Origin of the sequence: Pseudomonas sp. NY15372 (genome assembly GCF_048068215.1) — a bacterium.
Taxonomy (GTDB): domain Bacteria; phylum Pseudomonadota; class Gammaproteobacteria; order Pseudomonadales; family Pseudomonadaceae; genus Aquipseudomonas; species Aquipseudomonas guariconensis_A.
Genome location: NZ_JBLUPY010000003.1, coordinates 17,796 through 42,815, shown reverse-complemented (window position 1 = coordinate 42,815; position 25,020 = coordinate 17,796). Strand labels below are relative to the sequence as shown.

Below are 25,020 nucleotides of genomic sequence, written 5' to 3'. Positions count from 1 at the left end.
GCTTGCCCCGCGATTGGGCGGCCCAGCGGCCCGGGTTTCCTACAGAGATTGCTACCCGTTGTGGGAGCGGGCTTGCCCCGCGATTGGGCCGCATAGCGGCCCGGATCGATCTCACCCGTTACGCGAATGCAGCTCTTGCCGCAGATCCGTCAGGTAGGGAAACGCCGCGCGCCCGCGCACTACCCGCTCTCGATCCAGCTCCGCCAGCAGCACGTTCTCATCTCGCTCAGCCAGCGCCAACACGTCCCCATCCGGCCCGACGATGCTGCTCTGCCCGCAATACCGGATTTCACCCTCAGCGCCACAATAGTTGGCGTACACCAGGTAGCACTGGTTCTCCTGCGCCCGTGCCCGCACGGTGACCTGGCAGATGAAATCGTAGGGCTCCATGTTCGCGGTCGGCACCAGAATAAGCTCGGCGCCGGCCAGGGCCAGGCGACGCGCGTTTTCCGGGAACTCGATGTCGTAGCAGATCAGCATGCCGAGCTTCCAGCCGCCCAATTCGACCACCGGGAAGTGGTCGGGACCGGGGCTGAACATGGCACGGTCCAAGTCGCCGAACAGGTGAGTCTTGCGGTAGTTGCACAGGCTGCGACCCTGGGCGTCGATCAACTGCACGCTGTTGTAGATCGCGCCATCCTCGGCCCGTTCGGGGTAGCCGTAGACGATAGCGATGCGGTTGGCCTGGGCGATTTTCACCACCTCCATGGCCGACGCGCCATCATCGGCCTCGGCCAGGCGTTGCACGGCTTGCAAGCCAATGTTGTAGCCGGTCAGGAACATCTCCGGGCATACCAGCAACTGCGCGCCGCGGCCGGCTGCCAGCTGGGCCTGCTGGTGCAGGCGCTCAAGGTTGCCGGCGACGTCCAGTGGCCTGGGCGTGCCCTGGTAGAGAGCGATGCGCATGGTGCCTCCTTGTCTTCAGTCGGGCAGGGCGATCGGCCCGATCTCGTGGAAGACGTCACCTGGGCCTGGGTTCTCCGGGTGGGTCTTGCCACCGAAGTGGTTCATGATACCCCACACCGCGTTGAGCGAAGTCTGCACTGCCCCTTCCACCCAGGCCGGCGTCCAGGACACATCGTCGCCGGCGATGAAGATGCCGCGCTGCTCGGCCGGCATGTCCTGCTGCATGAAATGCGCGTACATGCGCTGGTTGTAGCGGTAGTGCCCTGGCAGTGCGCCCTTGAAGGCGCCGAGGAAGTACGGGTCGGCTTCCCAGGAGATGGTGATCGGGTCGCCGATGATATGGCCGGCGATATCGGTCTTCGGGTAGATCTTCTTCAGGGCGTCGAGGGCCAGCTGCACGCGTTTCTCGGTTGGGTGCGGCAGCATTTTCAGGGCGTCGCTCATCCAGGCGTAGGACAGGCAGATGACGCCAGGCTTATCGTCGCCGTTGTCGAACAGGTAGGTGCCGCGGGTCAGGCGATCGGTGAGCGTCATGCTCATCAGGTCGCGGCCGGTTTCCGGGTCCTTGTCCTTCCAGAACGGCCGGTCGACCATGACGAAGGTCTTGGACGACTGCATGTAGCGGGTGCGGTCCAGGGCCATCCACATCTTTTGCGAGAACAGCGACTCCTCGCAGTCGATCTGGGTGGTCAGCAGCCAAGTCTGGCAGGTGGCGAGCACGGCTGCATAGTGGCGGGTGTCACCCCAGTTGTCGGTGACCGCCAGGCTGCCGTCGCTGGCGCGGTGGATGCGCTTGACCCCGGCACGTGGTGCGCCGCCGTGCAGCGAGCTGAGGCTGGTGCCGGCCGGCCAGTGGGCGCAGCGTTCCGGCACGTGGCGCCAGATACCCTGCGGCACCTGCTCCACGCCGCCGACGACCAGGTGCTGGTGGTCGTCGCAGTTGGTCATCACCACACGGAAGATTTCCAGCATCGAGTTGGGGAAGTCCGAGTCCCAGCCGCCGGTGCCGAAACCCACCTGGCCGAACACTTCACGGTGCTGGAAGCTCAGCTTGGCGAACGAGCGCGAGGTAGCGACGAAGTCGTAGAAGGTGCGGTCATCCCACAGCGGTACCAGGGTGTTCCACAGCTCCTTGAGGCGCGGCACGTCGCGGTCGCGGATGGCCTGCTGGATATCGCCGAACTGGGCGCCGCTCTCCAGGGCATCGGCCCAGGCATCGGCCACTTCCTGGAACAGCGCCGGCAGGTCGGAGATCTTCTCGGCGTAGTAGGTCTGGCCTTCTAGGTCGATCACGGTGCTGCCCGAAGCTGGCGTCAGCGGGTTGGGGAATGGCTTGGTCTCAAGGCCCAGCTTGTCGACATAGTGGTAGAAGGCTGTGGACGAGACCGGGAAACGCATGCCGCCCAGCTCGGCGACGATGCCGTCGGTGCCGTTGAACGGCTGCGAACGCAGGCGCCCGCCCAGCTTCGAGGCCTCGTACACCACGGGCTTGAGGCCCAGCTTCATCAACTCGTAGGCCGCCACCAGGCCCGCGATGCCGCCACCGACGATAGCGACCTCCTCACCGTGGCGCTCGGCCGGGATGCTGCCCAGGCCGGCGGGGTGCTCCAGCCAGTCATCGAAGGCGAAGGGGAAGTCCGGGCCGAAGATGGTGATGGGTTTCTTGCCGTCGGCGGGATGGCGGTTGTTCTTGTTCATGTGATGACCTTGCCAGGGGCTGCGCAGGGGGCGGAGCCTGAGTATAGGAAATGCCTGGAGGCCATTTTAGGGAGTGGGGTGTTCGTAATTAAGGTGCAGAGTGGTGTCGTTGTGTGTGGAGAGTCGTCTAAATGTTCGGTCTCCTGTACAGATTGACGACCGCCATGAGCCTGCGCGTCAAACTCAGCCCGGCTGCCCGCGGTCTACCTTGCTGCTGAGAATGATGGAGGTGGTGGTCTTCTCCACCCCTTCCAGGCTGCCGATCTGATCGAGCAGTTGGTCCAGTTGCTCCGGCGAGTCGCTGCTCAGCCAGGCGACGTAGTCGAATTCGCCGCTGACCGCACACAACTGCTGCACCTGCCCCATGGCGGTAAGCCGGCGCACGATGTCTTTACCCGAGCGAGGTTGTGCCTTGATGCCCACATACGCTTGCAGGCCGCCGCCGATCAGGCGCTGACCCAGGCGCACGCCATAACCGGTGATGACCTTGCTCTTTTCCAGGCGCTCGAGGCGCGAGTTCACGGTCGTGCGGGCGATGCCCAATTGACGGGCGAGGGTGGCGACGCTTTCGCGCGCGTTGATCTGCAGCAGGGCGATCAACTGGCGGTCGATTTCGTCGAGGGCGATGGGGCGGATGTCGGACATGGTGGGTCTCGGCATTGGGTCCGCCAGACTATCTGTCGCTCGACTGGCTAGCAAGCGCGCGGTGGTGGTGGCATCTGGTAATGGCGCTTGGTTGAGTTTTGTTGTCGAGGTGCCTTTGATTCTTTGTGATATTGCATGTCCCCAGTATCATGCAGCCAATGCTTGCCACATTGAGGTGGCAGGAACGAGATTGAAAGGGGCCGTAGTGAGCAAGGTGCATTTTGATGTCGATGCGGTTTATTGCATCTCGCTGAAAGCGCGTAATGATCGACGTGAATTGTTCGAGAAAACCGTTTCCGCACTCATCGATAATCCTGTCATCTTCCATCTCGTCGAGAAAAACCAGGACCCGCAGCGTGGTTGTTACGAATCGCACCAGCAGCTTGCGCAACGGGCCCTGGACGAGGGCCTGGAGCGCGTCCTCATTTTCGAGGATGATGTAAAGCCCTATGCCTTGAAGGCCCGTCAGGTCCGCTGGATCAACTGCTTCCTGCGCACCCGTAGATTTCAGGCATTGCACCTAGGCTACAGCATGGGCTCGATCTGGCTGACTTGGTTTCCTTTCATCGCGCGTGGTCGCGTCGTGGCGTTGCATGCCTATATTCTTTCCCGAGAGGGCTGCCAGATCGTCGCGCAGGCGCCTTATGACGGCCAGCCGGTGGATGTGATGATCAAGAAGAAGGTCAAGCAACACTGTGCGTTTCCGATGATGTTTCGTCAGCATGCGGCATGTGTGACCGGTAGTGATTTAGAAACGGTCGTACGTAATGAAGACATCTGGTGGGAGCGGAATTGGGATAAGCATATTCGTTCGGCGCTCAAGAATCTGTGGCGGACAGTGTTGCGTCTGAGATTCTGATTTATAAGTCGTGGCTGAAGCGCAAGCGCTCGCACTTAGTGTTCTAGATAACTACGCTCGATTAAGGGTTTGGCGCGCTTCAGATCGGCGGGAGTACGCAGGCCATTGATGAGCTCGGCCCAGGTATTCAGCGCGCTATCTGGTAACGCGTACTTCGCCCGCCACCAGGCAGTCGCTCAATGCAACCCTTTTCCAGTAGGTCGCTCAGGTGACGGGTCGCGGTGGCTTTGGATACCTTGGCCACGGTTTGGTATTGAGCGGCGCTGATGCCGTTCTCGAAACCCCGTTCGCCGCCATCGAGTAGGCGGTTGAGCACTTTGACTTGCTCTGCCGATAGCGCTTGGTTGCGATGTGCCTGCCAGAAGCGCGCTTTCACCAGTACCCGATCTATTCGAGCAAGGGCTTGCTCCAGACTGTTGAACAACGTCGCAAGAAACCATTGCAGCCACGCGGTGATGTCCAGGGCGCCTTTCTGGCTGGCTTCGAGGATGCGGTAATAACCGGCACGGTCGTCGAGGATGCTCGAGGACATGGTGTAGAAACGAATGGTCTGCTGTTCGCCCTGAGCCAATGCCAGGTCGGTAATGGCGCGCGTGAGGCGACCATTGCCGTCATCGAAGGGGTGCAGGGTAACGAACCAGAAATGAGCGATGCCGGCGCGCAGAAAGGGGTCCAGGGTGGCATCGCTGCGGCTGCCCTCGAACCAGGCAAGAAAGTCGGCCAGTTGCGTTTCCAGTCCTGCGCGGGGAGGGGCTTCGAAATGGACGGTAGGGCGGTCGATTCGACCGGAAACCACCTGCATGGGCTCTTCGCCGCGCAGTGCGCCGATGTGTAATGGTCGTGTCAGCAGTTGGTCATCGCTGGGGAATAGCCAACGGTGCCATGTGAACAGTCGCTGTTCGTCTAGCGGTTGTTGATACGCAAAGGTGGCGTCGAACAGCAGTTCCGCCAAGCCTTCGGAGCGTGAGGTAGTGCGGCCTTCTTCGTTCAGCCCTAAGCGCCGTGCCAGTGATGAACGCACCGAGCCGACATTCAGTTGCTCACCCTCGATGGCTGAAGAGGTGACGATGTTTTGCAGCATGGTGTCCAGGCTGCTCTGCACTTCGGTGTCGCCTCCCACCGCGTCGAGCATGCCTAACAAGCGTCCCTGGACCTGAGCGCAAGCGCGCAGCAGCGGTGCAAGCGCTTCTGCTTGCCAGCTGAAGTGTGGCCAGTCGGGCCGTTGCCAGATCCAGAGCGGGTCGTTCATAAGGGGGCTTCGTCTGTGAGCCGATTAGCGAGCCTATTCGGCTCATATGATGAGCCGATAATGCCGGCTAATCGGCTCACTGTCTAATTTGAAGCCCGATCGTTTGGCTTTCCGGATGATAGGACTCTGTTGTCTTTCTTCGTCGGCGAATGCGTTTTGACTTGAGCTTGATCGCGGGCCGCCGTGGACACATTGTGGATGCTTGCCCGTTTGTGAAAAGGCTATATCCGCGTAAATGTGAGGCCGCAAAAACGGCAAAGCCGCGCATTAGCGCGGCTTTAAGGTTGGTGGGCCCACACGGACTCGAACCGTGGACCAAAGGATTATGAGTCCTCTGCTCTAACCAACTGAGCTATAGGCCCCAGAGGTGGCGGGGATTATAACGAGGGTTTGAGGTGGGTGCCATCTGAAAGATCTGATAGTGCTATACGAAGAAAGGTCGCTGCGAATTCCTCCGGGGGCAGGGGCGGGCTGACGATGTAACCTTGGATCTGCTCGCAGCCTTCGATGGCCAGGAAGCGTTGCTGGTCTTGGTTCTCGACGCCCTCGGCGATGATGGTCAACTGCATGCTGCGGCCCAGGGCGATGATCGCGCGGGTGATGGCGGCGTCGTGAGGGTCGTCGGGCAGGCCGCGGATGAAGGATTGGTCGATCTTGAGGATGTCCAGCGGCAAGCGCTTGAGGTAGCTCAGCGACGAATAGCCCGTGCCGAAGTCGTCGATGGCCAGTTGCACGCCCAGGTCCTTGAGCTGATGAAGGATGGCCAGGGCTTCCTCGGCCTGGCTCATGATGAAGTTCTCGGTGATTTCCAGTTGCAGGTCGCCGGCCTTGAGTTGGTATACCTTGAGCAGGTGTTCGATGCGCCTGGCCAGGCTCGGTTGGCGTAACTGGGCGCCGGCGAGGTTGATCGACAGGGGGCCGAACGGTTTGTAGAGGGCCTTCCAGGTGAACATCTGACGGCAGGCCTGCTCCATTACCCAATCGCCCAGTTGCAGAATGGTGCCGTTCTCCTCGGCCAGGTGGATGAACTGTTCCGGCGGCACCTTGCCGAAGGTTGGGTGGCGCCAGCGAACCAGGGCCTCGGCGCCTACCAGGCTCTGGGTCTTGAGGCTGAACTTGGGTTGGAAGCACAAGCTCATTTCGTTGCGCTCGATGGCGCGGCGCAGTTCGTGTTCCAGGGCGATACGCTCGCTGGCCTGGGCGGTGAGGTCGCGAGTATAGGCTTCGACGCGGTTGCGGCCCTTGGCCTTGGAGCGATACATGGCCGCATCGGCGTTGCGGATGAGGCTGGCGACGTCGCTGCCGTCCTGTGGATAAAGGCTGATGCCGATGCTCGCGCTGGTGAAGAACTCATGCTCGCCGGCCTGGAAAGGGGCATGGAAGCAGGCCAGCAACTTGTTGGCGATGGCGTTGGCATCGCTGGGGCGATGCAGGCCGGGCAGGAGGATGATGAATTCGTCGCCGCCCAGGCGGGCCACGGTGTCGAGGTCGCGCACCTGTTCCTTCAGGCGGTGGGCGATGCCTTTGAGCAGTAGGTCGCCCACGGGGTGGCCGAGGCTGTCGTTGATGTGCTTGAAGCGGTCCAGGTCGAGGAATAGAACCGCGCCCTGACGGTTGGCTTCCTGGGGGCAGGTAAGGGCGGCCAGCAGCCGGTTTTCGAACAGGGCGCGGTTGGGCAAGCCGGTGAGGGGGTCGTGGTGGGCCTGGTAGTCGAGCTTGGCCTGGGCAAGCTTGAGGCTGGAGATGTCGGCGAACACGGCGACGAAGTGGGTGATTTCATGCTCGCGGTTGCGCACGGCGCTGATGGTCAACCAGCCAGGGTAGAGCTCGCCGTTCTTGCGCTTGTTGTAGATCTCGCCCTGCCAGTGGCCTTCTGCGGTGAGCTGGTGCCACATGGCGGCGTAGAACGCGCTGTCGTGTTGGCCGGAGGCAAGCAGGCGCGGGGTTTGCCCGAGGGCTTCGATTTCGCTGTAGCCGGTGATTTCGCTGAAGGCGCGGTTCACCGCGCTGATGCGTTGCTCCGGGTCGGTGATCAGTACGCCTTCTGCGGTGTTCTCGAACACGGTGGCAGCCAGTTGCAGTTTTTCCTGCATCAGGTTGCGCTCGGTGATGTCTCGGACGATGGTGAGCATGCAGTCGGTGCCGGCGATCGGCAGCGGCCGGGCTGACAGCTCGCACAGGCGGATCTGTCCGTCACTGCGGCGAATGTGGCAACTGAAGTCGCGCACGAAGCCGTCACGCTGGAGCTGGTCGACCAGGCGCTTGCGTTCGTTGAGGTCGACCCAAATGCCCAGGTCGAGGGAGGTCTGGTCGCTGGCGGGGTTGATGTCGTAGCCGGTCAGGCGGCAGAAGCCTTCGTTCACCTCCAGCAACAGGCCATCGCTCTGGCGCGACAGCAGCAGGCCGTCGGGGGAGGCGTGGAACGCCTTGGCGAACTTCTCCTCGGAGGTTTGCAGTTGTTGCTGGGTTTCCTTCAGCTGGCTGATGTCCCGCACGGCCACTACCAGCGCCCGGGTGCCGTCGAGTTCGAACGTTTCGGCGGAGATCAGGCCGGTGAACATCTGGCCGTTGCTGCGTCGGAATTTGGTCTCCAGATTACGGATGGCGCCACGCTGCAGGCGCTCCAGCAGGGCGGCCCCGGCACCCGCGACGGCCCAGAGGTCCAGTTCGGTGGCGGTGCGACCGATCACCTGGCTCGGGCTCAGGCCGATCTGTTCTTCGAAGGCTTCGTTGACTTCCAGCAGGCAGCCGTCGCTGTGTCGGGCGATTACCAGGATGTCCGGGCATTGTTGGAACACCGAGGCGAATTTCTGCTCCGACAGGCGCAGGGCATCTTCGGTGCGTTTGGTTTCGCTGATGTCGATCATCAGGCCACGCAGCAGCGGGCGGTGCCCGTGTTCGATCATGCTGACAATATTGCGCACCCACAGAGCCTGGCCATCGGCGCGGATCACCCGGTAGTCGAGACTGTGGTCGCGCCCGGCGGCGGTCTCGCTGTCGCAGAAGGCCTGGGCCCAGAGTGCATCCTCAGGGTGCAGGATGCTGCGCCAGAACCCCGGCTTGAGCCAATCGCCCAGCGGGTAGCCGAGCAGGTCCTCGGCATGGGGTGAGACATAGCTGTAGGTAAAATCGTTGGCATCGGCCTCCCAGGCGATGGCGGACAGGCTTTCGACCAGGCTGCGGTAGTGGTATTCGCTGCTGCGCAGTTCCTGCTCGAGGGCGATACGCCGGGAGATTTCCGAGCTCAGCCGCCGGTTGATACGGATCACCACGGCGAGGATGGCCATGAGCAGCAAGACTGCGGGCAAGCCATAGAGCAGCATGTCACTCCAGAACGAGCGTTGGTCGACGACATTGCCGACCCAGCGCTGCTGGATCTGGCTGATTTCGCCGGGGCTCATGTCGGCCATGACCTTGTCGAGAATGCCGACCAGGACCTTGTTGCCCCTGGGTGCGGCCATCGCCAACTGGTAGCGGTAGGGCGTCTCGCCACTGACGTACAGGCCATCCAGCTTGAGCTGGCGCAGGGCCCAGATGCTCGAGGCGAGGTCGCCGACCACGGCGTCGACCTCGTCGGTGGCCAGGGCCTGGAGAGAGGAGCTGACGTTGGGCAATGCGACGAGGTTCAGGTCCGGGTGATGCGTGCGCAGCAGCTCGTGGGGCGCATAGTTCTCCACCACGGCGACCTTGAGGCCATACAGGTCCTTGAGTGTGCGGGGTTGCGGCCCACCCTCATGAGCGAGAATGACAATGGGAAAATCCAGGTAGGGGCGGGTGAAGTACAGGTAGTTCTGGCGTTCCGGGGTCGACATGATGCCTGGAAGCAGGTCCAGGCGGCTTTCCCTGGCTTGCTGCAGGATTTCGGTCCAGCTCCTGGGTTCGATAGGCTCGAGCACGATGCCCAGGCGTTCCTGGATCAGGGCGATGTAATCGGCGGCCAGTCCCTGGTAGCGGCCCTCCTGGTCGCGGAACTCGAAAGGTGGCCAGGTGGCGTCTATACCCAGGCGTAGTTGGGGGTGGGCGCCGAGCCAGGCTTTCTCTTCATCCGTCAGGGTCAAGGCGCCGGCCGTTGTGGTCCAGGCGAGCAGGATCGACAACAGAATGGCCGGCACAAAGGACATAGCGGCCTCTCGTTCAAGGGGTATGAAACGAGTGTAGACGGGCAAAGCGCGACGGGTGATTCAGGCTTGCGGGTCAATCATCGCGGCGCCTGCAGTTGCAGGGCGCAATGGCTGAAAAGAAAAACCCCGGCCTGGGCCGGGGTTCGTCATCACTCGTCGAGGAAGGAGCGCAGATGCTCGCTTCGCGTCGGGTGGCGCAGCTTGCGCAGCGCCTTGGCCTCGATCTGACGGATCCGCTCACGGGTCACGTCGAACTGCTTGCCGACCTCTTCGAGGGTGTGATCGGTGTTCATGTCGATGCCGAAACGCATGCGCAGCACCTTGGCTTCGCGTGCGGTCAGGCCCGAGAGCACGTCACGGGTGGCTTCCTTGAGGCTTTCGACCGTGGCCACGTCAATCGGGGACTGCATGGTCGAGTCCTCGATGAAGTCGCCCAGGTGCGAATCTTCGTCGTCACCGATCGGGGTTTCCATGGAGATCGGTTCCTTGGCGATCTTCAATACCTTGCGGATCTTGTCCTCAGGCATTTCCATGCGCTCGCCCAGCTCTTCCGGGGTCGGTTCGCGGCCCATTTCCTGCAGCATCTGGCGGGAAATACGGTTGAGCTTGTTGATCGTCTCGATCATGTGCACCGGGATACGGATGGTGCGTGCCTGGTCGGCGATCGAACGGGTGATCGCCTGGCGGATCCACCAGGTGGCATAAGTCGAGAACTTGTAGCCACGACGGTATTCGAACTTGTCCACCGCCTTCATCAAGCCGATGTTGCCCTCCTGGATCAGGTCCAGGAACTGCAGGCCACGGTTGGTGTATTTCTTGGCGATGGAGATCACCAGACGCAGGTTGGCCTCGACCATTTCCTTCTTGGCGCGGCGGGCCTTGGCCTCGCCGATCGACATGCGACGGTTGATTTCCTTGATTTCGGCGACGGTCAGGCCGGTCTCGGTCTCGAGGTCGATCAGCTTCTGCTGGCAGGCGACGATGGCGGCGTCCTTTTCACCCAGGGCGGCAGCCCACTTGGTGTTGCGCTTGGCCAAGTCGCCGGACCAGGTCTGGTCGGTCTCGTTGCTCGGGAACAGGCGCAGGAAGTCGGCACGCGGCATGCGGGCATCACGCACGCACAGCTGCATGATGGCGCGTTCCTGAGCGCGCAGGCGCTCCAGGGCGCTGCGCACGCGCTCGACCAGGGCGTCGAACTGCTTGGGCACCAGCTTGATCGGCATGAACAGGTCTGCCAGGGCTTGGAGGGCTTCGACGCTCTCCTTGCCGCTGCGGCCGTGCTTCTTCAGGATCTTGCCGGTGGCCTGGAGCTGGTCGGCGACGGCGCCGAAACGCTGACGGGCAACTTCCGGATCCGGGCCGCTTTCGCCCTCGTCCTCGCTGTCGTCACCGCTTTCTTCGCTGTCTTCCTCTTCGTCTTCCTCTTCCTTGGCAGCCGCGGCCTTGGCGCCAGGGATCGGCACTTCCTCGGTCGGGGCGGCGATGTTGTCGTCAGGGTCGATGTAACCGCTGAGGACATCGGACAGACGGCCACCTTCGGTGGTGACGCGGTCGTATTCGCTGAGGATATAGTCGACAGTACCCGGGAAATGGGCGATGGCGCCCATGACTTCGCGAATGCCTTCCTCGATGCGCTTGGCGATTTCGATCTCGCCTTCGCGGGTCAGCAGCTCGACGGTACCCATTTCGCGCATGTACATGCGCACCGGGTCGGTCGTGCGGCCGATATCGGTTTCAACTGCCGCCAACGCTGCGGCAGCTTCTTCGGCTGCGGCTTCGTCGGTGTCGGCTTCCGCCAACAGCAGGGCATCCGCATCCGGAGCACTCTCGAATACGTTGATCCCCATGTCGTTGATCATGCGGATGATGTCTTCCACCTGTTCCGGATCTGAAATATCCTCAGGCAGGTGGTCGTTGACCTCCGCGTAAGTCAGGTAGCCCTGCTCACGACCGCGGGTGATCAACTCTTTGATACGAGATTGCTGTTGCGCTTTTCCGGACATAACACCCTATCCACTGAAGGTCTTGGCGGGCAAAAAACAAGCCGAGGATTATACCCGAGCATGGACCTCACGCGCCAGATGAGGTCGGGGTTTGTGCGGGAACATTCCGGCTCAGCAGGGCAAGGAGCTGCGATTTTTCCTCGCTGCTCAACTCGCTTTGACGTGCTTTCCTGAGCAGATGTTCCAGGCTGCGCTCGCGTTGGCGGGCGGACAAACTAGTTATAGTGTCGAAAAACTGTTGTTCAAGGTTGTCGGCATCGATCAACCATTCCTTTTCCGCCAGGGCCCGCAGCAGGCGGCCTTGTTCGGTGCCGTGCCAACGCGCGATCAACTGCATTGAGCTTAGCTTAGGATTCTTCTGCGCGGCTTCGATCAAGGCCACCAGCAGCTGGCTGTAGAGGTGGTCTTCGTCGGCGAAGTGGCTGGCATCTTCCACCTTTCCGGCCAGCAGCGGGTAATGCAGCAGGGTGCGCAGGGCCGACAATGTCGGCGGCTCCACCGGTGCGGGCACCCTGGGTGGCGCTTCGCCGCGCTGGCCGTCACGCTGCCAGGGCTTGCCGCCTTTCTTGTCCCAGGGTTTGCCATCCCATTGTTTCTTGCCGCCTTTGTTCGGCGTCCATGGGCGCTGCTCCTGCTGGGCAGGTGCATAGTCGTGCAGGTGCGCTTCGCCGTAGTCAGGGGTGTAGCTGGCCATGGCGTCGTAGTCATAGCCGGGGTCGTAATCCGGGGTGCTGGGTGCCGGTGCGTGCTGAGCCAGCTGTTCGACCTGCTGAGGGTCGAGCCCGGTGATTTCCTTCAGGCGGTTGCGCATCAGCTGGCGCAGGTTGGCGCCGGGGATCTTTTCGATCAACGGTGCGGCCAGGGTCGCCATGTGCGCCTTGCCTTCCAGCGAGCGCGGGTCGGCTTCGTTGCCCAACTGCTCGAAGAAATAGTCGGCCAGCGGTTGGGCGTGCTGGTTGATGCGGGCCATGAAGGCATCGGTGCCTTCGGCGCGGACCAGGCTGTCCGGGTCCTCGCCCTCGGGCAGGAACAGGAAGCGGGCACGGCGGCCGTCCTGCAGGCTGGCCAGCGTGGACTCCAGGGCGCGCCAGGCAGCCTTGCGGCCGGCCTGGTCGCCATCGAAGCAGAACAGCACGCTCGGCACCACGCGGAACAAACGCTTGAGGTGCTCTTCGCTGGTTGCCGTACCCAAGGTCGCTACCGCATTGCGCAGGCCTTGCTGGGCCAGGGCGATGACATCCATGTAACCCTCGACCACGATGATCTCGTCGAGGTTGCGGTTATGCTTGCGCGCCTCGTACAGGCCGTAGAGCTCTTGGCCCTTGTGGAACACCGGGGTTTCCGGGGAGTTCAGGTACTTGGGCTTGTCGTCTCCCAGGACTCGTCCGCCGAATGCGATGACCCGGCCACGGCTGTCGCGGATGGGAAACATCACCCGGTCACGGAAGCGGTCGTAGCGCTTGCCGCTCTCGGCGTTTTCAATCAGCAGGCCTGCGTCGATCATCACCTTTTGTTGCAGGCTGTCTGCGCCCAGGTGCTTGAGCAGGTTGTCCCAGCCCGGCGGGGCGAAGCCCAGGCCGAAGTCGCGAGCGATTTCGCCGGAGAGGCCGCGGCCCTTGAGGTAGTCCACCGCTGCCTTGCGGGTCGGGTGCCCGCGCAGGGCCTGGCGATAGAACTCGGCGGCGGCTTCCAGCAGCGGGTAGAGGGGCGAGTCGGTGGGTTGACGGGGCTTCTGCCCGCGGCGGCCTTCTTCTCGGGGGACTTCCATGCCGGCGGCCCGGGCCAGTTCCTCGACCGCCTGGGGGAAGTCCAGGTTGTCGTGGTCCATGACGAAACCGAGCGCGTTGCCGCCGGCACCGCAACCGAAGCAGTAGTAGAACTGCTTGTCGGGGCTGACGGTGAAGGAGGGTGTTTTCTCCTTGTGGAACGGGCAGCAGGCGGAAAGGTTCTTGCCGGTCTTCTTGAGCTGGATGCGCGAGCTCACCACATCGACGATGTCGGTGCGGTTGAGAAGGTCGTCAATGAAGCTTTGGGGAATCAGCCCGGCCATGGCAGTCTCATCATCTGGCAGCTGGCAAGTCTAATCGCTACGCGCCGGTTGAGGGCGAGCAGTTGATGCGGGAAGTGTGAGGAAGAGTGTGCTCGTCAGCCACGAATGGCTCGTCAGTCAGGACGCGCACGACTGGTCGAGGACCAGCTCTGACGTGTTCAGGCAGGTTGCCCATGCGCTGTTGCGAAGGGCACCTCTGGCCGAGGCCGGAGGTTTGAAACAACTGCTGCCATTAGCCCGGCACGAGGCCGGGCGGGCAGAAGCTTTGCGTTGAACGCCTGTATCAGTACAGACGAACGGCGCGGCGCTGTTCGCGCTGAACCTTCTTGGCGTGACGCTTTACAGCGGCAGCGGCTTTGCGCTTGCGCTCGGCAGTCGGCTTCTCGTAAAACTCGCGGCTACGAACTTCAGCCAGTACACCGGCTTTTTCGCAGGAGCGCTTGAAACGACGCAGAGCTACGTCGAAGGGTTCGTTCTCTTTAACTTTGACGGCTGGCATCCAGGGCTACCTTAATTCATTACCGGGGTAGACGTGCTCCTGGCAAAACAAAAGGTGTGCTGGAGAACGTCGGTTTTCAAGGGTTGCGGATGTTAACCCTTAGCTGGCCGGAATGCAAAGCCTCTGATCGAAAACCGCTGGTCGGCATGTGGTACGGAGACTATCATGCGCGCCTTCGAATTCAGCCTCCACAAGGCACGGACCCATGCTAGTACTGGGATTGGAAACATCCTGCGACGAAACTGGCGTCGCATTATACGACAGCGAACGCGGCCTGCTGGCCGACGCGCTGTTCAGCCAGATCGACCTGCACCGCGTCTATGGCGGCGTCGTGCCGGAGCTGGCCTCGCGTGATCACGTCAAGCGCATGCTGCCCCTGATTCGCCAGGTGCTGGCCGAGGCCGGCTGCGTCGCCACCGAGATCGACGCCATTGCCTACACGGCCGGCCCTGGCCTGGTCGGCGCCCTGCTGGTCGGCGCTTCGTGCGCCCAGGCACTGGCGTTCGCCTGGGACATCCCGGCGATCGGTGTGCACCACATGGAAGGCCACCTGCTGGCGCCCATGCTCGAGGAAACGCCACCGGAGTTTCCGTTCGTCGCTTTGTTGGTGTCCGGCGGCCACACCCAACTGGTGCGGGTCGACGGCATCGGCCAGTACGAATTGTTGGGCGAGAGCCTGGACGATGCGGCGGGCGAGGCATTCGACAAGACGGCCAAGCTGATCGGCCTGAATTACCCAGGCGGGCCCGAAATCGCCCGCCTGGCCGAGCAGGGCGTGCCCGGACGCTTCGTGTTCCCGCGGCCGATGACCGACCGCCCCGGTCTGGAATTCAGCTTCAGCGGCCTCAAGACCTTCGCCCTGAACACCTGGCAGCAATGCCGCGATGCCGGTGACGACAGCGAGCAAACCCGTTGCGACCTGTCCCTGGCATTCCAGCAGGCGGTGGTGGAGACTCTGACCATCAAGTGCAAGCGCGCCCTCAAGCAGACCGGCCTCAAGCGCTTGGTCATCGCCGGCGGCGTGAGCGCCAACAAGGCCCTGCGGGCCTCGCTGGAAAGCATGCTGGCCAGCCTCAAGGGCAACGTGTACTACGCGCGGCCGAAATTTTGCACCGACAACGGCGCCATGATCGCCTACGCCGGTTGCCAGCGTCTGCTGGCCGGGCAGCGCCAGGACCTTGCCATCGCCGTGCAGGCGCGCTGGCCGATGGAGCAACTGCCAGCGGTGTAACGCTGGCTTGTAAGGTCAGAAATGCCGTTCGCGACCGGCAAACAGGTCGCGTAGATTGCTGCGATGGCGCCAGACGATGAGTACCGTGAGCACGGTGATCGGCAACAGCGCCTCCGGCTCGCGCCAGGCTAGCAAGGGCAGGGTCAGCGGGGTGGCGATCAGCGCAGCCAGGGAGCTGGTGCGGGTGAGGTAGAAGGTCAGCAGCCAGGCGGCGATGGCCAGCAGCGCGGCGGGGAAGTACAGGCCCATGAGCATGCCGGCCGCGGTCGCCACGCCCTTGCCGCCCTTGAAGCAGAAGTACAGCGGGAACAGGTGGCCGATCACCGCGCAGAGGCCGACCCAGGCTTGCTCCTGTAGGCCCAGGCCGGCCAGTTGGGCCAGCAGTACGGGCAACAAGCCCTTGCACAGGTCGCCCAGCAGGGTCAGGATCGCCAGCTTGCGGCCTGCCAGGCGTAGCATATTGGTTGCGCCGGCGTTGCCCGAGCCACTGGAGCGCGGGTCCGGGCTGCCGCTGAGGCGGCTGAGGACGATGGCGAAGGACAGAGAGCCGAGCAGGTAGGCAAGCAGCGCCAATAACCAAAACATGCTAACTATTCCGGGCGAGGACGCCCTGATTCTAACGGCGCCAGTCGCCCTTGTCGTGCTGTGGAGAGAAGTGCTTGGACAGAGTGTTCATCGAAGGCCTGGAAGTCGATACCGTTATCGGTGCCTATGACTGGGAGCGGGATATTCGCCAGTGCCTGCGCCTGGACCTGAGTTTCGCCTGGGACAACCGCCCGGCGGCTGCCGGTGATGACCTGGCACTGGCCCTGGACTACGCCAGTGTTTCGGCACGCGTCCAGGCGTTCGCCGAGCAGGCCCGCTTCGAGCTGGTGGAAACGTTCGCCGAGCGCCTGGTCGCGGTGCTGATGGAAGAATTCAACATTCCGTGGGTGCGTCTGAAGCTGACCAAGCCGGGCGCCGTACCGGCGGCCCGTGGCGGTGTTGGCGTGGAGATCGAGCGCGGATGTCTTTGAGCACGGTTTACTTGGGGCTGGGCAGCAACATCGACCGTCAGGCGCATCTGTGCGCCGGGCTCGATGCGCTGGCGGGCTTCCTGCAAGGCATGCGCTGCTCGCCGGTGTTCGAAAGCCAGGCGGTGGGCATCAAGAGCGGGCCGTTCTACAACCTGGTGGTGACCGGGCAGACCGACCTGCCGCTGCTGGAACTGGATCGCCGGCTCAAGTTCATCGAAGCCGACAACGGCCGCTATGCGCCGGATCGCAAGGGCTTGCCGCTGGACATCGACGTGCTGATGTATGACGACCTGCTGGGTACTTTCGATGGCTTGGTGCTGCCCAGGGCCGAGATTCTCAAAAATGCGTTCGTGCTCTGGCCGTTGTCGTTGATCGCGCCGCACCTGGTGCACCCGGGTGTGGGCAAACCCATGGCGCAACTGTGGCAGGAAGCAAGCATCGACCAGGTGCTGGCGCCGGTGCCGTTCGAATGGCGCGGGTTGCAGCTGACCCGGATTTAGTGGTTGCCCGGGCTGGCCCATCGCGGGGCAAGCCCGCTCCCACAGGGGGCGGCGCTAGCCGCTTGTTCTCTGCGCGACAGCGCAGCCCGAAGGGCTGGGTAATCTCCCACAGAGGTCAGCGCTTGCCACTGAAGGGCAGAGTGATCTCCCACAGATATGGACTGCCCCCAGGTACAGCGAATAATTTGGGCCTTGTGGGAGCGGGCTTGTCCCGCGATGGTGCGCCGCAGTGCTAGGCGCGGTCCTGGTAGGCCTGGAGCGCTTTCAGGCGCTCATCCTTGAGTGCCTCGCCCAGTGCCTGCCCTGTCAGGCCTTTGTCCACCAGACCTTTCACATCGACGCCTTTGGCCACGGACGCCGCGCCCCGTAGGTAATCGGCCTGTGGATAAGCCTGGTTTTCCCACCGACCGCGCGCATCCATCTCACAGGCTGCGATGAAATCCTCGAAGCGTTGTGGCCGACGGTACACGTCGAATTTCTGCAACAGGTTCAGCAAGGCGACAGCGCTCAGGGTTTGGGCGCGATGGCACAGCGACTGGTTCTCGGCGACCAGCGCCGCCAGCTCCTGGCATTCCCGCGGTGCCTTGAAGCGCTGGTTGAGCGCCTTGACCTGGTTCAGGTCATCCAGCCCATGCAGCAGGCAGGCCCAGCGCACGCTCAATGCCAGCTGCGCCTGGGCCGCGTGCTGCAATGCCGCCAACGGGTCAGCTCCGGGTTTGTCCAGGAGGGCGTCCAGCTCCGGCATCAATTCGTTGAGTGCATTGCAATCGCGCAACACCTGGACGAACACCTGGGGCTGGTCTTCCATCAGCGCGCGCTCGATTTCCTTCCAGCTGCGTTCGGCGGTCAGTGCCTGCAGCTCGCCTGAGGCACTGATTTGGCGCATCAGCTCGAGGGTGGCGTCGGCGACATGAAACCCCAGCGGTGCATAGCGCGCGGCGAAGCGGGCAACACGCAAGACTCGCAGAGGATCTTCTGCGAACGCGGGGGAAACATGGCGAAGTATGCGCTGATCGAGGTCCGCCTTGCCGTTGTAGGGGTCGCATAGGGTGCCATGCTCATCTTCGGCCATGGCATTGATGGTCAGGTCCCGGCGAATCAGGTCTTCTTCGAGGGTGACCTCGGGGCTGGCATGGAAGGTGAAACCGCCATAGCCGCGTCCACTCTTGCGCTCAGTGCGCGCCAGGGCATATTCCTCGCCGGTATGGGGATGAATGAATACGGGAAAGTCAGCCCCGACCGGGCGATAGCCCAAGGCTTGCATCTGTTCGACGGTGGCGCCGACCACCAGCCAGTCGATATCGCTGACCGGGCGCCCGAGCAAGCGGTCGCGCACGGCGCCACCGACTTTGTAGATCTGCATGTGAAAACCTCCATTACTGCCGACAGGATACCCTGTCGGCGGCGATGGAGGGCTGCCTGCTCTACAGGTGATGCACCACGGCCAGGTCCATGCGGCCGTACTCGCCCGCTTCGTTCTGCTCGCCTCGCGGGGGCATGTGGTGGGTTTTCATGACCTGGTCGCCCTGGACGGTTTCCAGGTGGATATCGAAGCCCCACAACCGATGCAGGTGCCGAAGCACTTCCTCGGTAGAGTCGCCCAGCGGTTTGCGGTTGTGTTGCTGGTGGCGCAGGGTCAGGGAGCGGTCGCCGCGGCGGTCGATGCTCCAGATCTGCACGTTGGGTTCGCGGTTGCCCAGGTTGTACTGGGCGGCCAATTGTTCGCGGATGATGCGGTAACCGGCTTCGTCGTGGATCGCCGGTACCAGCAGGTCATCGCGCTGGTCATCGTCCAGGATGCTGAACAGCTTCAGGTCGCGGATCACCTTCGGTGACAGGTACTGCAGGATGAAGCTTTCGTCCTTGAAGCTGCTCATGGCGAACTTGATGGTGGAAAGCCAGTCGCTGCCGGCGATATCGGGGAACCAGCGTCGGTCTTCTTCGGTGGGGTTCTCGCACATGCGGCGGATGTCGGTGTACATGGCGAAGCCCAGGGCATAGGGGTTGATGCCGCTGTAGTAGGGGCTGTCGAAGCCCGGCTGGTACACGACGCTGGTGTGGGATTGCAGGAATTCCATGATGAAGCCGTCGGTCACCAGGCCCTCGTCGTACAGGTCATTCATCAGGGTGTAGTGCCAGAACGTGGCCCAGCCTTCGTTCATCACCTGGGTCTGGCGTTGTGGATAGAAATACTGGGCGATCTTGCGCACGATGCGCACCACTTCCCGTTGCCAGGGTTCGAGCAAGGGGGCGTGCTTTTCGATGAAATACAGGATGTTTTCCTGAGGTTCAGCGGGGAAGCGTACATCATCGCGTTCGTTGCCTTTTTCCGAGCCCTTGGGAATGGTACGCCACAGGTCGTTGATCTGGCGCTGCAGATGTTCCTCGCGCTCCTTCTGCCGGCGGCGTTCTTCCTCGGCGGAGATGGGGTAGGGGCGCTTGTAGCGGTCCACGCCGTAGTTCATCAGGGCATGGCAGGAGTCGATGAGGTCCTCGACGGCATCGATGCCGTGGCGCTCTTCGCATTGAGCGATGTACTGCTTGGCGAATACCAGGTAGTCGATGATCGAGCTGGCGTCCGTCCAGGTGCGGAACAGGTAGTTGCCCTTGAAGAAACTGTTATGGCCGTAGCAGGCATGGGCGATCACCAGTGCCTGCATGCACATGGTGTTCTCTTCCATCAGGTAGGCGATGCAGGGGTCGGAGTTGATCACGATTTCGTAGGCCAGGCCCATCTGGCCACGGCTGTAGGACTTCTCCGTGCTGAGGAATTGCTTGCCGTAGGACCAGTGGTGATAGCCCAGCGGCATGCCGACGGATGCGTAGGCGTCCATCATCTGCTCGGCAGTGATCACTTCGATCTGGTTGGGGTAGGTATCCAGGGCGTAACGCTCGGCCAGGCGGCTGATTTCGCGGTCATAGGCCTGGATAAGCTCGAACGTCCACTCGGACCCGGTGGAAATGGGCTGGCGTCTCTGCTCTCTGGCGGTCATGTGGCTAACCTGCGCTGGAAGAGTTCACGGAAGACCGGGTAGATATCACCGGCCGATACCAACTGCTGTTGGGCGAAGGTGTCGGGGAAGGCTTCGCCGATGCGCTCGTATTCGTACCACAGCGCCTGATGCTCGCGAGGGGTGATCTCGACGTAAGTGTAGTACTGCACATGGGGCATGATCTGCTTGGAGAGGATTTCACGGCAGATCGGCGAATCGTCGTTCCAGTTGTCGCCATCGGAGGCCTGGGCGGCATAGATGTTCCAGTCACTGGCCGGGTAGCGATCGGCCATGATCTCCTGCATCAGCTTGAGTGCACTGGACACGATGGTGCCGCCGGTCTCGCGGGAATAGAAGAATTCTTCCTCGTCCACTTCTCGGGCGCTGGTGTGGTGGCGGATGAAGACCACCTCGATGCGGTCGTAGTTTCGCTTGAGGAACAGGTACAGCAGGATGAAGAAGCGCTTGGCGATGTCCTTGGTGGCCTGGGTCATCGAGCCCGAGACGTCCATCAAGCAGAACATCACCGCCTTGGAGCTCGGGTTGGGCTGTTTGACCAACAGGTTGTACTTCAGGTCGAAGGTATCGAGGAAGGGCAGGCGGTTGATACGTGCCTTCAGGCGCTCGATCTCGGCTTCGGTCGCCTGGATATCGGTGAAGTTGTCCGGCTCCTCGACCTTCAGGCGCGCAAGCTCGGCCTGGGCTTCGCGCAACAGGGCGCGGCTGCTGCCGGTCAGGGCTATGCGCCGGGCGTGGGCCGAGCGCAGGGTACGGACGATGTTGATGCGCGACGGGTTGCCTTCGTTGGCGATACCGGCACGCACGGTCTTGAAGGTGTCGGCCCCGGTGAGGTGACGTTTCACCAGGTTGGGCAGCTCCAGGTCCTCGAACATGAACTCGAGGAATTCCTCCTGGGTGATCTGGAACACGAAGTCGTCCATGCCTTCGCCGGAATTGCCGGCCTTGCCACGGCCGCCGCCGCCTCCACCGCCTTGGGGGCGGGGAATGTGCTCGCCGGCGGTGAATTCCTTGTTGCCGGGGTGGATGATGGTCTGCTTGCCGCCGCGACCATGGTGCAGCACGGGCTCGTCGATGTCCCGAGACGGGATGCTGATCTGCTCGCCATGCTCCATGTCCATGATGGAGCGGCGGCTCACGGCCTCTTCGACGGCTTTCTTGATGTGCTCACGGTACCGCCGCAAGAAGCGCTGGCGATTGACCGTGCTCTTGTTCTTGCCGTTCAGGCGTCGGTCGATTACGTAGCTCATGGGCCCTCCGGTAGCTGGGTACAGCTGCAAGCTTCAAGCTACGAGCTGCAAGTAAAAGCAGTCGCCGCCGCCGTGAGCCGTGCGGTGCGCCAGGGCACACCGCGTCCGGCTCATGGCTTGCGGCTCGCAGCTTGCCGCTTTTACTGCGATTTCCTGACCCGCAGATACCATTCCGACAGCAAGCGAACCTGTTTGTCGGTGTAGCCACGTTCGACCATCCGGGTGACGAAGTCGTTGTGTTTCTGTTGGTCCTCCTTGCTGGCCTTGGCGTTGAAGCTGATGACCGGCAGCAGGTCTTCGGTGTTGGAGAACATTTTCTTCTCGATCACCACCCGCAACTTTTCATAGCTCAGCCAGCTCGGGTTCTTGCCGTTGTTGTTGGCTCGGGCACGCAGCACGAAGTTGACGATCTCGTTGCGGAAGTCTTTCGGGTTGCTGATGCCGGCCGGTTTCTCGATCTTCTCCAGCTCCTCGTTGAGGGCGATGCGGTTGAGGATCTCGCCGGTTTCCGGGTCGCGGTATTCCTGGTCCTGGATCCAGAAATCGGCGTACAGCACGTAGCGGTCGAAGATGTTCTGGCCGTATTCGCTATAGGACTCCAGGTAGGCGGTCTGGATTTCCTTGCCGATGAACTCGATGTAGCGCGGCGCCAGGTACTCCTTGAGGTAGCGCAGGTAACGCTCGCGGACCTCGGCGGGGAACTGCTCTTGTTCGATCTGCTGCTCCAGCACATACAGCAGGTGCACCGGGTTGGCCGCGATCTCGTGCGGGTCGAAGTTGAAGACCTTGGACAGGATCTTGAAGGCGAAGCGGGTCGACAGGCCGTTCATGCCCTCGTCGACACCGGCGGCGTCGCGGTATTCCTGGATCGACTTGGCCTTCGGATCGGTGTCCTTGAGGTTCTCGCCGTCATAGACGCGCATCTTCGAATAGATGTTGGAGTTCTCAGGCTCCTTCAAGCGCGACAGAACGGTGAACTGCGCGAGCATCTTGAGGGTGTCCGGCGCGCAATGGGCCTTGGACAGCGAGCTGTTGACCAGCAGCTTGTCGTAGATCTTCACCTCGTCGCTGACGCGCAGGCAGTACGGCACCTTGACGATGTAGATCCGGTCGATGAACGCCTCGTTGTTCTTGTTGTTGCGGAAGGTGTGCCATTCCGATTCGTTGGAGTGGGCCAGCAGGATGCCGGAATAAGGGATCGCGCCCAGGCCTTCGGTGCTGTTGTAGTTGCCTTCCTGGGTGGCGGTGAGCAACGGGTGCAGGACCTTGATCGGCGCTTTGAACATCTCGACGAATTCCATCAGGCCCTGGTTGGCCCGGCACAGCGCGCCCGAATAGCTGTAGGCGTCGGCGTCGTTCTGCGGGAATTCCTCGAGCTTGCGGATATCCACCTTGCCCACCAGGGCCGAGATGTCCTGGTTGTTTTCGTCGCCCGGCTCGGTCTTGGCGATGGCGACCTGGTTGAGGATGGACGGGTAGAGCTTGACCACCCGGAACTTGGAGATGTCGCCGCCGAATTCCTGCAGGCGCTTGGTGGCCCAAGGCGACATGATGGTGTTCAGGTAGCGCCGCGGGATGCCGAACTCTTCTTCCAGGATGGCGCCGTCCTCGGCGGCATTGAACAGCCCGAGGGGCGATTCGAACACCGGTGAGCCTTTGATGGCGTAGAAGGGCACCTTCTCCATGAGCTGCTTGAGCTTCTCGGCCAGGGACGATTTACCGCCGCCCACCGGGCCCAGCAGGTACAGGATCTGTTTCTTCTCCTCCAGGCCTTGGGCGGCATGGCGGAAGTAGGACACGATCTGGTCGATGCACTCTTCCATGCCATGGAAGTCGGCAAAGGCCGGATAGCGACGGATCACCTTGTTGGAGAAGATCCGCGACAGCCTGGAGTTCGTTGAGGTGTCGACCAGCTCCGGTTCGCCGATGGCCAGCAACAGGCGTTCGGCCGCCGAAGCGTAGGCGCTGCGATCCTCTTTGCACAGCTCGAGGTACTCCTGCAGCGAGAGTTCTTCCTGGCGGGTTGACTCGAAACGTTGTTGGAAGTGGCTAAAAATGCTCATGACGTCACCTCGCTCGATACGTGGAGCCGACGCCGGATCAGTCAGCATGATGCTGGCATGCAACCGGGCTGGCCGATTGCTGTATACCCCCCAGAACACCCGTAGAAACGCTACCGATGACCCGCACGCCGGTGTACCGGCTCTCCCCTTTTTTGGATGGCCTGGGCTTAAGGATAGTTGGTTATACGAGAGGTCAAGGGCGCGGGGTCGAGAAGATACTCACGACCGTTCGTCAGGTAAGGCCCGAGCCCACACGTGGCGCGGGCTGCGGGAAAATGAAAAAAATTATTCGGCGCTGCCCTGGGCGGTTTCGCCCGGGTAGGTGCTGCGCCACAGCTCGAAGCCGCCATCGAGGCTGTAGACCTGCGAGAAGCCCTGGCCGACCAGGTAGGCGGCCGCGCTCTGGCTGGAGTTGCCGTGGTAGCAGACCACCAGGGTCGGTGCGTCGAGGTCGGCGTTGCGAATGAACTCGGCCACCGAATGGTTATCAAGATGAGTGGCGCCGCTGATATGGCCTGCGGCATACGCTTGGGGATCGCGAATGTCGACGACCACTGCACCTTGCTCACGCAGGGCCTGGGCCTGCTCGGGAGGGATGCGCTTGAATTCGCTCATGGGGGTGGTTTTCCTTCGGGGCTGATCGTTGAGTCTAGTCGGTTATGCCGGTTGGCGCAGGGTACCGTCGTCGGCGCAATCGCAGCGGTGGTACTGGCCGCTGTCGACGTTGTACAGGGTCATGGCGCCGCCCCAGACGCAGCCGGTGTCCAGGCCGATCACATCGGGGACATTGATGCGTCCCTCCAGGGCGGCCCAGTGGCCGAAGATGATCTTCACGTGGCGCGAGCGGCGGTCCTTGTGGGCGAACCAAGGCTTGTAGCCCTTCGGTGCGCTGTCCAGGCCCTCCTTGCTCTTGAACTCGAGCTTGCCTTCGGCGGTGCAGAAGCGCATGCGGGTGAAATAGTTGGTGATGACCCGCAGGCGTTCGATGCCGGTCAGGTGCTTGCTCCACTTCTTCGGCTCGTTGCCGTACATGCCGTCCAGGTAGAGCTTCAGGCGGGTGTCGTCGCGCAGTACTTCCTCGACTTCGGCGGCCAGCTCCAGCGCCTTGCCCAGGGTCCATTGCGGAGGGATGCCGGCATGCACCAGCGCCACGCCACGCGTTTCGTCGTAGTGCAGTAGTTTCTGCTGGCGCAGCCAGTCGAAGAGCTGGTCGGCGTCTGGCGCTTCGATGATCTCGCGCAGGGTGTCGCCCTTCTTCAGGCGCTCGACGTTGTGCCAAGCGGCCAGCAGGTGCAGGTCATGGTTGCCCAGCACGCACACCAGCGCGTTGCGGATGGAATAAAGGAAGCGCAGGGTTTCCAGCGACTCCGGGCCGCGATTGACCAGGTCACCCACCAGCCACAGGCGGTCCACGGCCGGGTCGAAATGCACGCGGTCGAGCAGGCACTTGAGCGGCTGCAGGCAGCCCTGCAGGTCGCCGACGGCGTACACCGCCATCAGTGCAGCGCTCCGGGCACGGCCAGGCGGAATGGCGCAATGGTGGCGTCGAAGTGCTGGCCGTCTCCGGCCAGCATCTGATAACTGCCCTGCATGGTGCCGACGCGGGTGGTGAGCACCGCGCCGCTGCTGTAGGTATGGCTGTCGCCTGGCCCGATGAGCGGCTGTTGGCCGACAACGCCGGCACCGCGCACTTCCTCCACTTCGCCGTCACCGTTGGTGATCAGCCAGTGGCGCGAAACCAGCCGGGCCTTGAGCGTGCCATTGTTCTGCACCGTGATGGTGTAGGCGAAGGCGAAGCGGCTGTTGTCGGGGTCGGATTGTTCTTTGAGGTAGCGGGTCACGACGCTGACGTCGATCTGATAGCGGGGGTCGGACATGCAAGGGCCTTGGAGGAGCGGACGCAAATACTGCAATGGTTG

The 25,020-nt window shown here is 62.3% G+C and carries 20 protein-coding genes and 1 tRNA gene; 4 read left to right on the top strand and 17 right to left on the bottom strand.

Going from position 1 to position 25,020, the window contains the following annotated elements:
• Positions 1 to 111: 111 nt before the first annotated feature.
• The 3 genes from ACNFG0_RS03435 to ACNFG0_RS03425 all read right to left on the bottom strand — a co-directional run bounded on the left by ACNFG0_RS03435 (position 112) and on the right by ACNFG0_RS03425 (position 3,249).
• Positions 112 to 906: a carbon-nitrogen hydrolase family protein gene (locus ACNFG0_RS03435; RefSeq protein ID WP_416764016.1), complete on the bottom strand. Its 795-nt coding sequence runs from the start codon at positions 904 to 906 to the stop codon at positions 112 to 114.
• Between the two features lie 15 nt (positions 907 to 921).
• Complete coding sequence (locus ACNFG0_RS03430; RefSeq protein ID WP_416764015.1) at positions 922 to 2,604, bottom strand: flavin monoamine oxidase family protein; 1,683 nt, start codon at positions 2,602 to 2,604, stop codon at positions 922 to 924.
• A gap of 183 nt (positions 2,605 to 2,787) precedes the next feature.
• Complete coding sequence (locus tag ACNFG0_RS03425; protein WP_084856216.1) at positions 2,788 to 3,249, bottom strand: Lrp/AsnC family transcriptional regulator; 462 nt, start codon at positions 3,247 to 3,249, stop codon at positions 2,788 to 2,790.
• Here ACNFG0_RS03425 and ACNFG0_RS03420 point away from each other — a divergent pair.
• The gene (locus tag ACNFG0_RS03420) at positions 3,248 to 4,108 is read left to right on the top strand and encodes a hypothetical protein (RefSeq protein ID WP_416764014.1); all 861 of its coding nucleotides are present in this window, start codon (positions 3,248 to 3,250) and stop codon (positions 4,106 to 4,108) included. The two genes, ACNFG0_RS03425 and ACNFG0_RS03420, sit on opposite strands and share 2 nt — an antisense overlap.
• Before the next feature lie 127 nt (positions 4,109 to 4,235).
• Here the strand turns inward: ACNFG0_RS03420 and ACNFG0_RS03415 are convergent, their stop codons facing one another.
• The 6 genes from ACNFG0_RS03415 to rpsU all read right to left on the bottom strand — a co-directional run bounded on the left by ACNFG0_RS03415 (position 4,236) and on the right by rpsU (position 14,030).
• A complete protein-coding gene (locus ACNFG0_RS03415) occupies positions 4,236 to 5,357 on the bottom strand; it encodes a Fic family protein (RefSeq protein ID WP_416764013.1) in 1,122 nt (373 codons plus the stop codon).
• Positions 5,358 to 5,642: 285 nt separating this feature from the next.
• Positions 5,643 to 5,719: transfer RNA gene (locus tag ACNFG0_RS03410), tRNA-Ile, on the bottom strand.
• Between the two features lie 15 nt (positions 5,720 to 5,734).
• Positions 5,735 to 9,478 (bottom strand): bifunctional diguanylate cyclase/phosphodiesterase, encoded by a 3,744-nt coding sequence (locus tag ACNFG0_RS03405; RefSeq protein ID WP_416764012.1) that lies wholly within the window; start codon positions 9,476 to 9,478, stop codon positions 5,735 to 5,737.
• A 149-nt stretch (positions 9,479 to 9,627) separates the two neighbouring features.
• Complete coding sequence (gene rpoD / locus ACNFG0_RS03400; protein WP_196146133.1) at positions 9,628 to 11,481, bottom strand: RNA polymerase sigma factor RpoD; 1,854 nt, start codon at positions 11,479 to 11,481, stop codon at positions 9,628 to 9,630.
• A gap of 67 nt (positions 11,482 to 11,548) precedes the next feature.
• Entirely contained in the window at positions 11,549 to 13,531 is a 1,983-nt protein-coding gene (dnaG, locus tag ACNFG0_RS03395; RefSeq protein ID WP_196155681.1) for a DNA primase, read from the bottom strand.
• A 283-nt stretch (positions 13,532 to 13,814) separates the two neighbouring features.
• Positions 13,815 to 14,030, bottom strand: coding sequence for a 30S ribosomal protein S21 (rpsU, locus tag ACNFG0_RS03390; RefSeq protein WP_003255575.1), 216 nt, complete (start codon positions 14,028 to 14,030; stop codon positions 13,815 to 13,817).
• Between the two features lie 205 nt (positions 14,031 to 14,235).
• Between rpsU and tsaD the strand changes: the two genes are divergently transcribed.
• Complete coding sequence (tsaD, locus tag ACNFG0_RS03385) at positions 14,236 to 15,261, top strand: tRNA (adenosine(37)-N6)-threonylcarbamoyltransferase complex transferase subunit TsaD (RefSeq protein WP_196146131.1); 1,026 nt, start codon at positions 14,236 to 14,238, stop codon at positions 15,259 to 15,261.
• 15 nt (positions 15,262 to 15,276) lie between these two features.
• Here the strand turns inward: tsaD and plsY are convergent, their stop codons facing one another.
• Positions 15,277 to 15,846 carry a glycerol-3-phosphate 1-O-acyltransferase PlsY gene (plsY, locus tag ACNFG0_RS03380; protein WP_084856199.1) on the bottom strand — a complete coding sequence of 190 codons (570 nt, stop codon included), beginning with the start codon at positions 15,844 to 15,846 and terminating at the stop codon, positions 15,277 to 15,279.
• A 74-nt stretch (positions 15,847 to 15,920) separates the two neighbouring features.
• Between plsY and folB the strand changes: the two genes are divergently transcribed.
• Together folB and folK are read left to right on the top strand one after the other, a co-directional pair.
• On the top strand, positions 15,921 to 16,277 hold the full coding sequence (gene folB, locus ACNFG0_RS03375) for a dihydroneopterin aldolase (protein WP_084856197.1): 357 nt from the start codon (positions 15,921 to 15,923) through the stop codon (positions 16,275 to 16,277).
• Positions 16,268 to 16,777 (top strand): 2-amino-4-hydroxy-6-hydroxymethyldihydropteridine diphosphokinase, encoded by a 510-nt coding sequence (gene folK / locus ACNFG0_RS03370; RefSeq protein ID WP_196146130.1) that lies wholly within the window; start codon positions 16,268 to 16,270, stop codon positions 16,775 to 16,777. The genes folB and folK overlap by 10 nt, the downstream gene beginning before the upstream one ends.
• Before the next feature lie 232 nt (positions 16,778 to 17,009).
• Here folK and ACNFG0_RS03365 read toward each other — a convergent pair whose 3' ends face one another.
• The 7 genes from ACNFG0_RS03365 to apaG all read right to left on the bottom strand — a co-directional run bounded on the left by ACNFG0_RS03365 (position 17,010) and on the right by apaG (position 24,978).
• Positions 17,010 to 18,140: a multifunctional CCA addition/repair protein gene (locus ACNFG0_RS03365; RefSeq protein WP_416764011.1), complete on the bottom strand. Its 1,131-nt coding sequence runs from the start codon at positions 18,138 to 18,140 to the stop codon at positions 17,010 to 17,012.
• Positions 18,141 to 18,201: 61 nt separating this feature from the next.
• Entirely contained in the window at positions 18,202 to 19,770 is a 1,569-nt protein-coding gene (locus ACNFG0_RS03360; protein WP_196146128.1) for a SpoVR family protein, read from the bottom strand.
• Positions 19,767 to 21,038: a YeaH/YhbH family protein gene (locus tag ACNFG0_RS03355; protein WP_084856188.1), complete on the bottom strand. Its 1,272-nt coding sequence runs from the start codon at positions 21,036 to 21,038 to the stop codon at positions 19,767 to 19,769. The genes ACNFG0_RS03360 and ACNFG0_RS03355 overlap by 4 nt, the downstream gene beginning before the upstream one ends.
• Before the next feature lie 140 nt (positions 21,039 to 21,178).
• On the bottom strand, positions 21,179 to 23,101 hold the full coding sequence (locus tag ACNFG0_RS03350; RefSeq protein ID WP_084856186.1) for a PrkA family serine protein kinase: 1,923 nt from the start codon (positions 23,099 to 23,101) through the stop codon (positions 21,179 to 21,181).
• 285 nt (positions 23,102 to 23,386) lie between these two features.
• Entirely contained in the window at positions 23,387 to 23,716 is a 330-nt protein-coding gene (glpE, locus tag ACNFG0_RS03345) for a thiosulfate sulfurtransferase GlpE (protein WP_196165815.1), read from the bottom strand.
• A 42-nt stretch (positions 23,717 to 23,758) separates the two neighbouring features.
• The gene (locus tag ACNFG0_RS03340) at positions 23,759 to 24,598 is read right to left on the bottom strand and encodes a symmetrical bis(5'-nucleosyl)-tetraphosphatase (protein ID WP_196146126.1); all 840 of its coding nucleotides are present in this window, start codon (positions 24,596 to 24,598) and stop codon (positions 23,759 to 23,761) included.
• Positions 24,598 to 24,978 (bottom strand): Co2+/Mg2+ efflux protein ApaG, encoded by a 381-nt coding sequence (gene apaG / locus ACNFG0_RS03335; protein WP_416764010.1) that lies wholly within the window; start codon positions 24,976 to 24,978, stop codon positions 24,598 to 24,600. Before apaG ends, ACNFG0_RS03340 begins: the two co-directional genes overlap by 1 nt.
• Positions 24,979 to 25,020 lie beyond the last annotated feature (42 nt).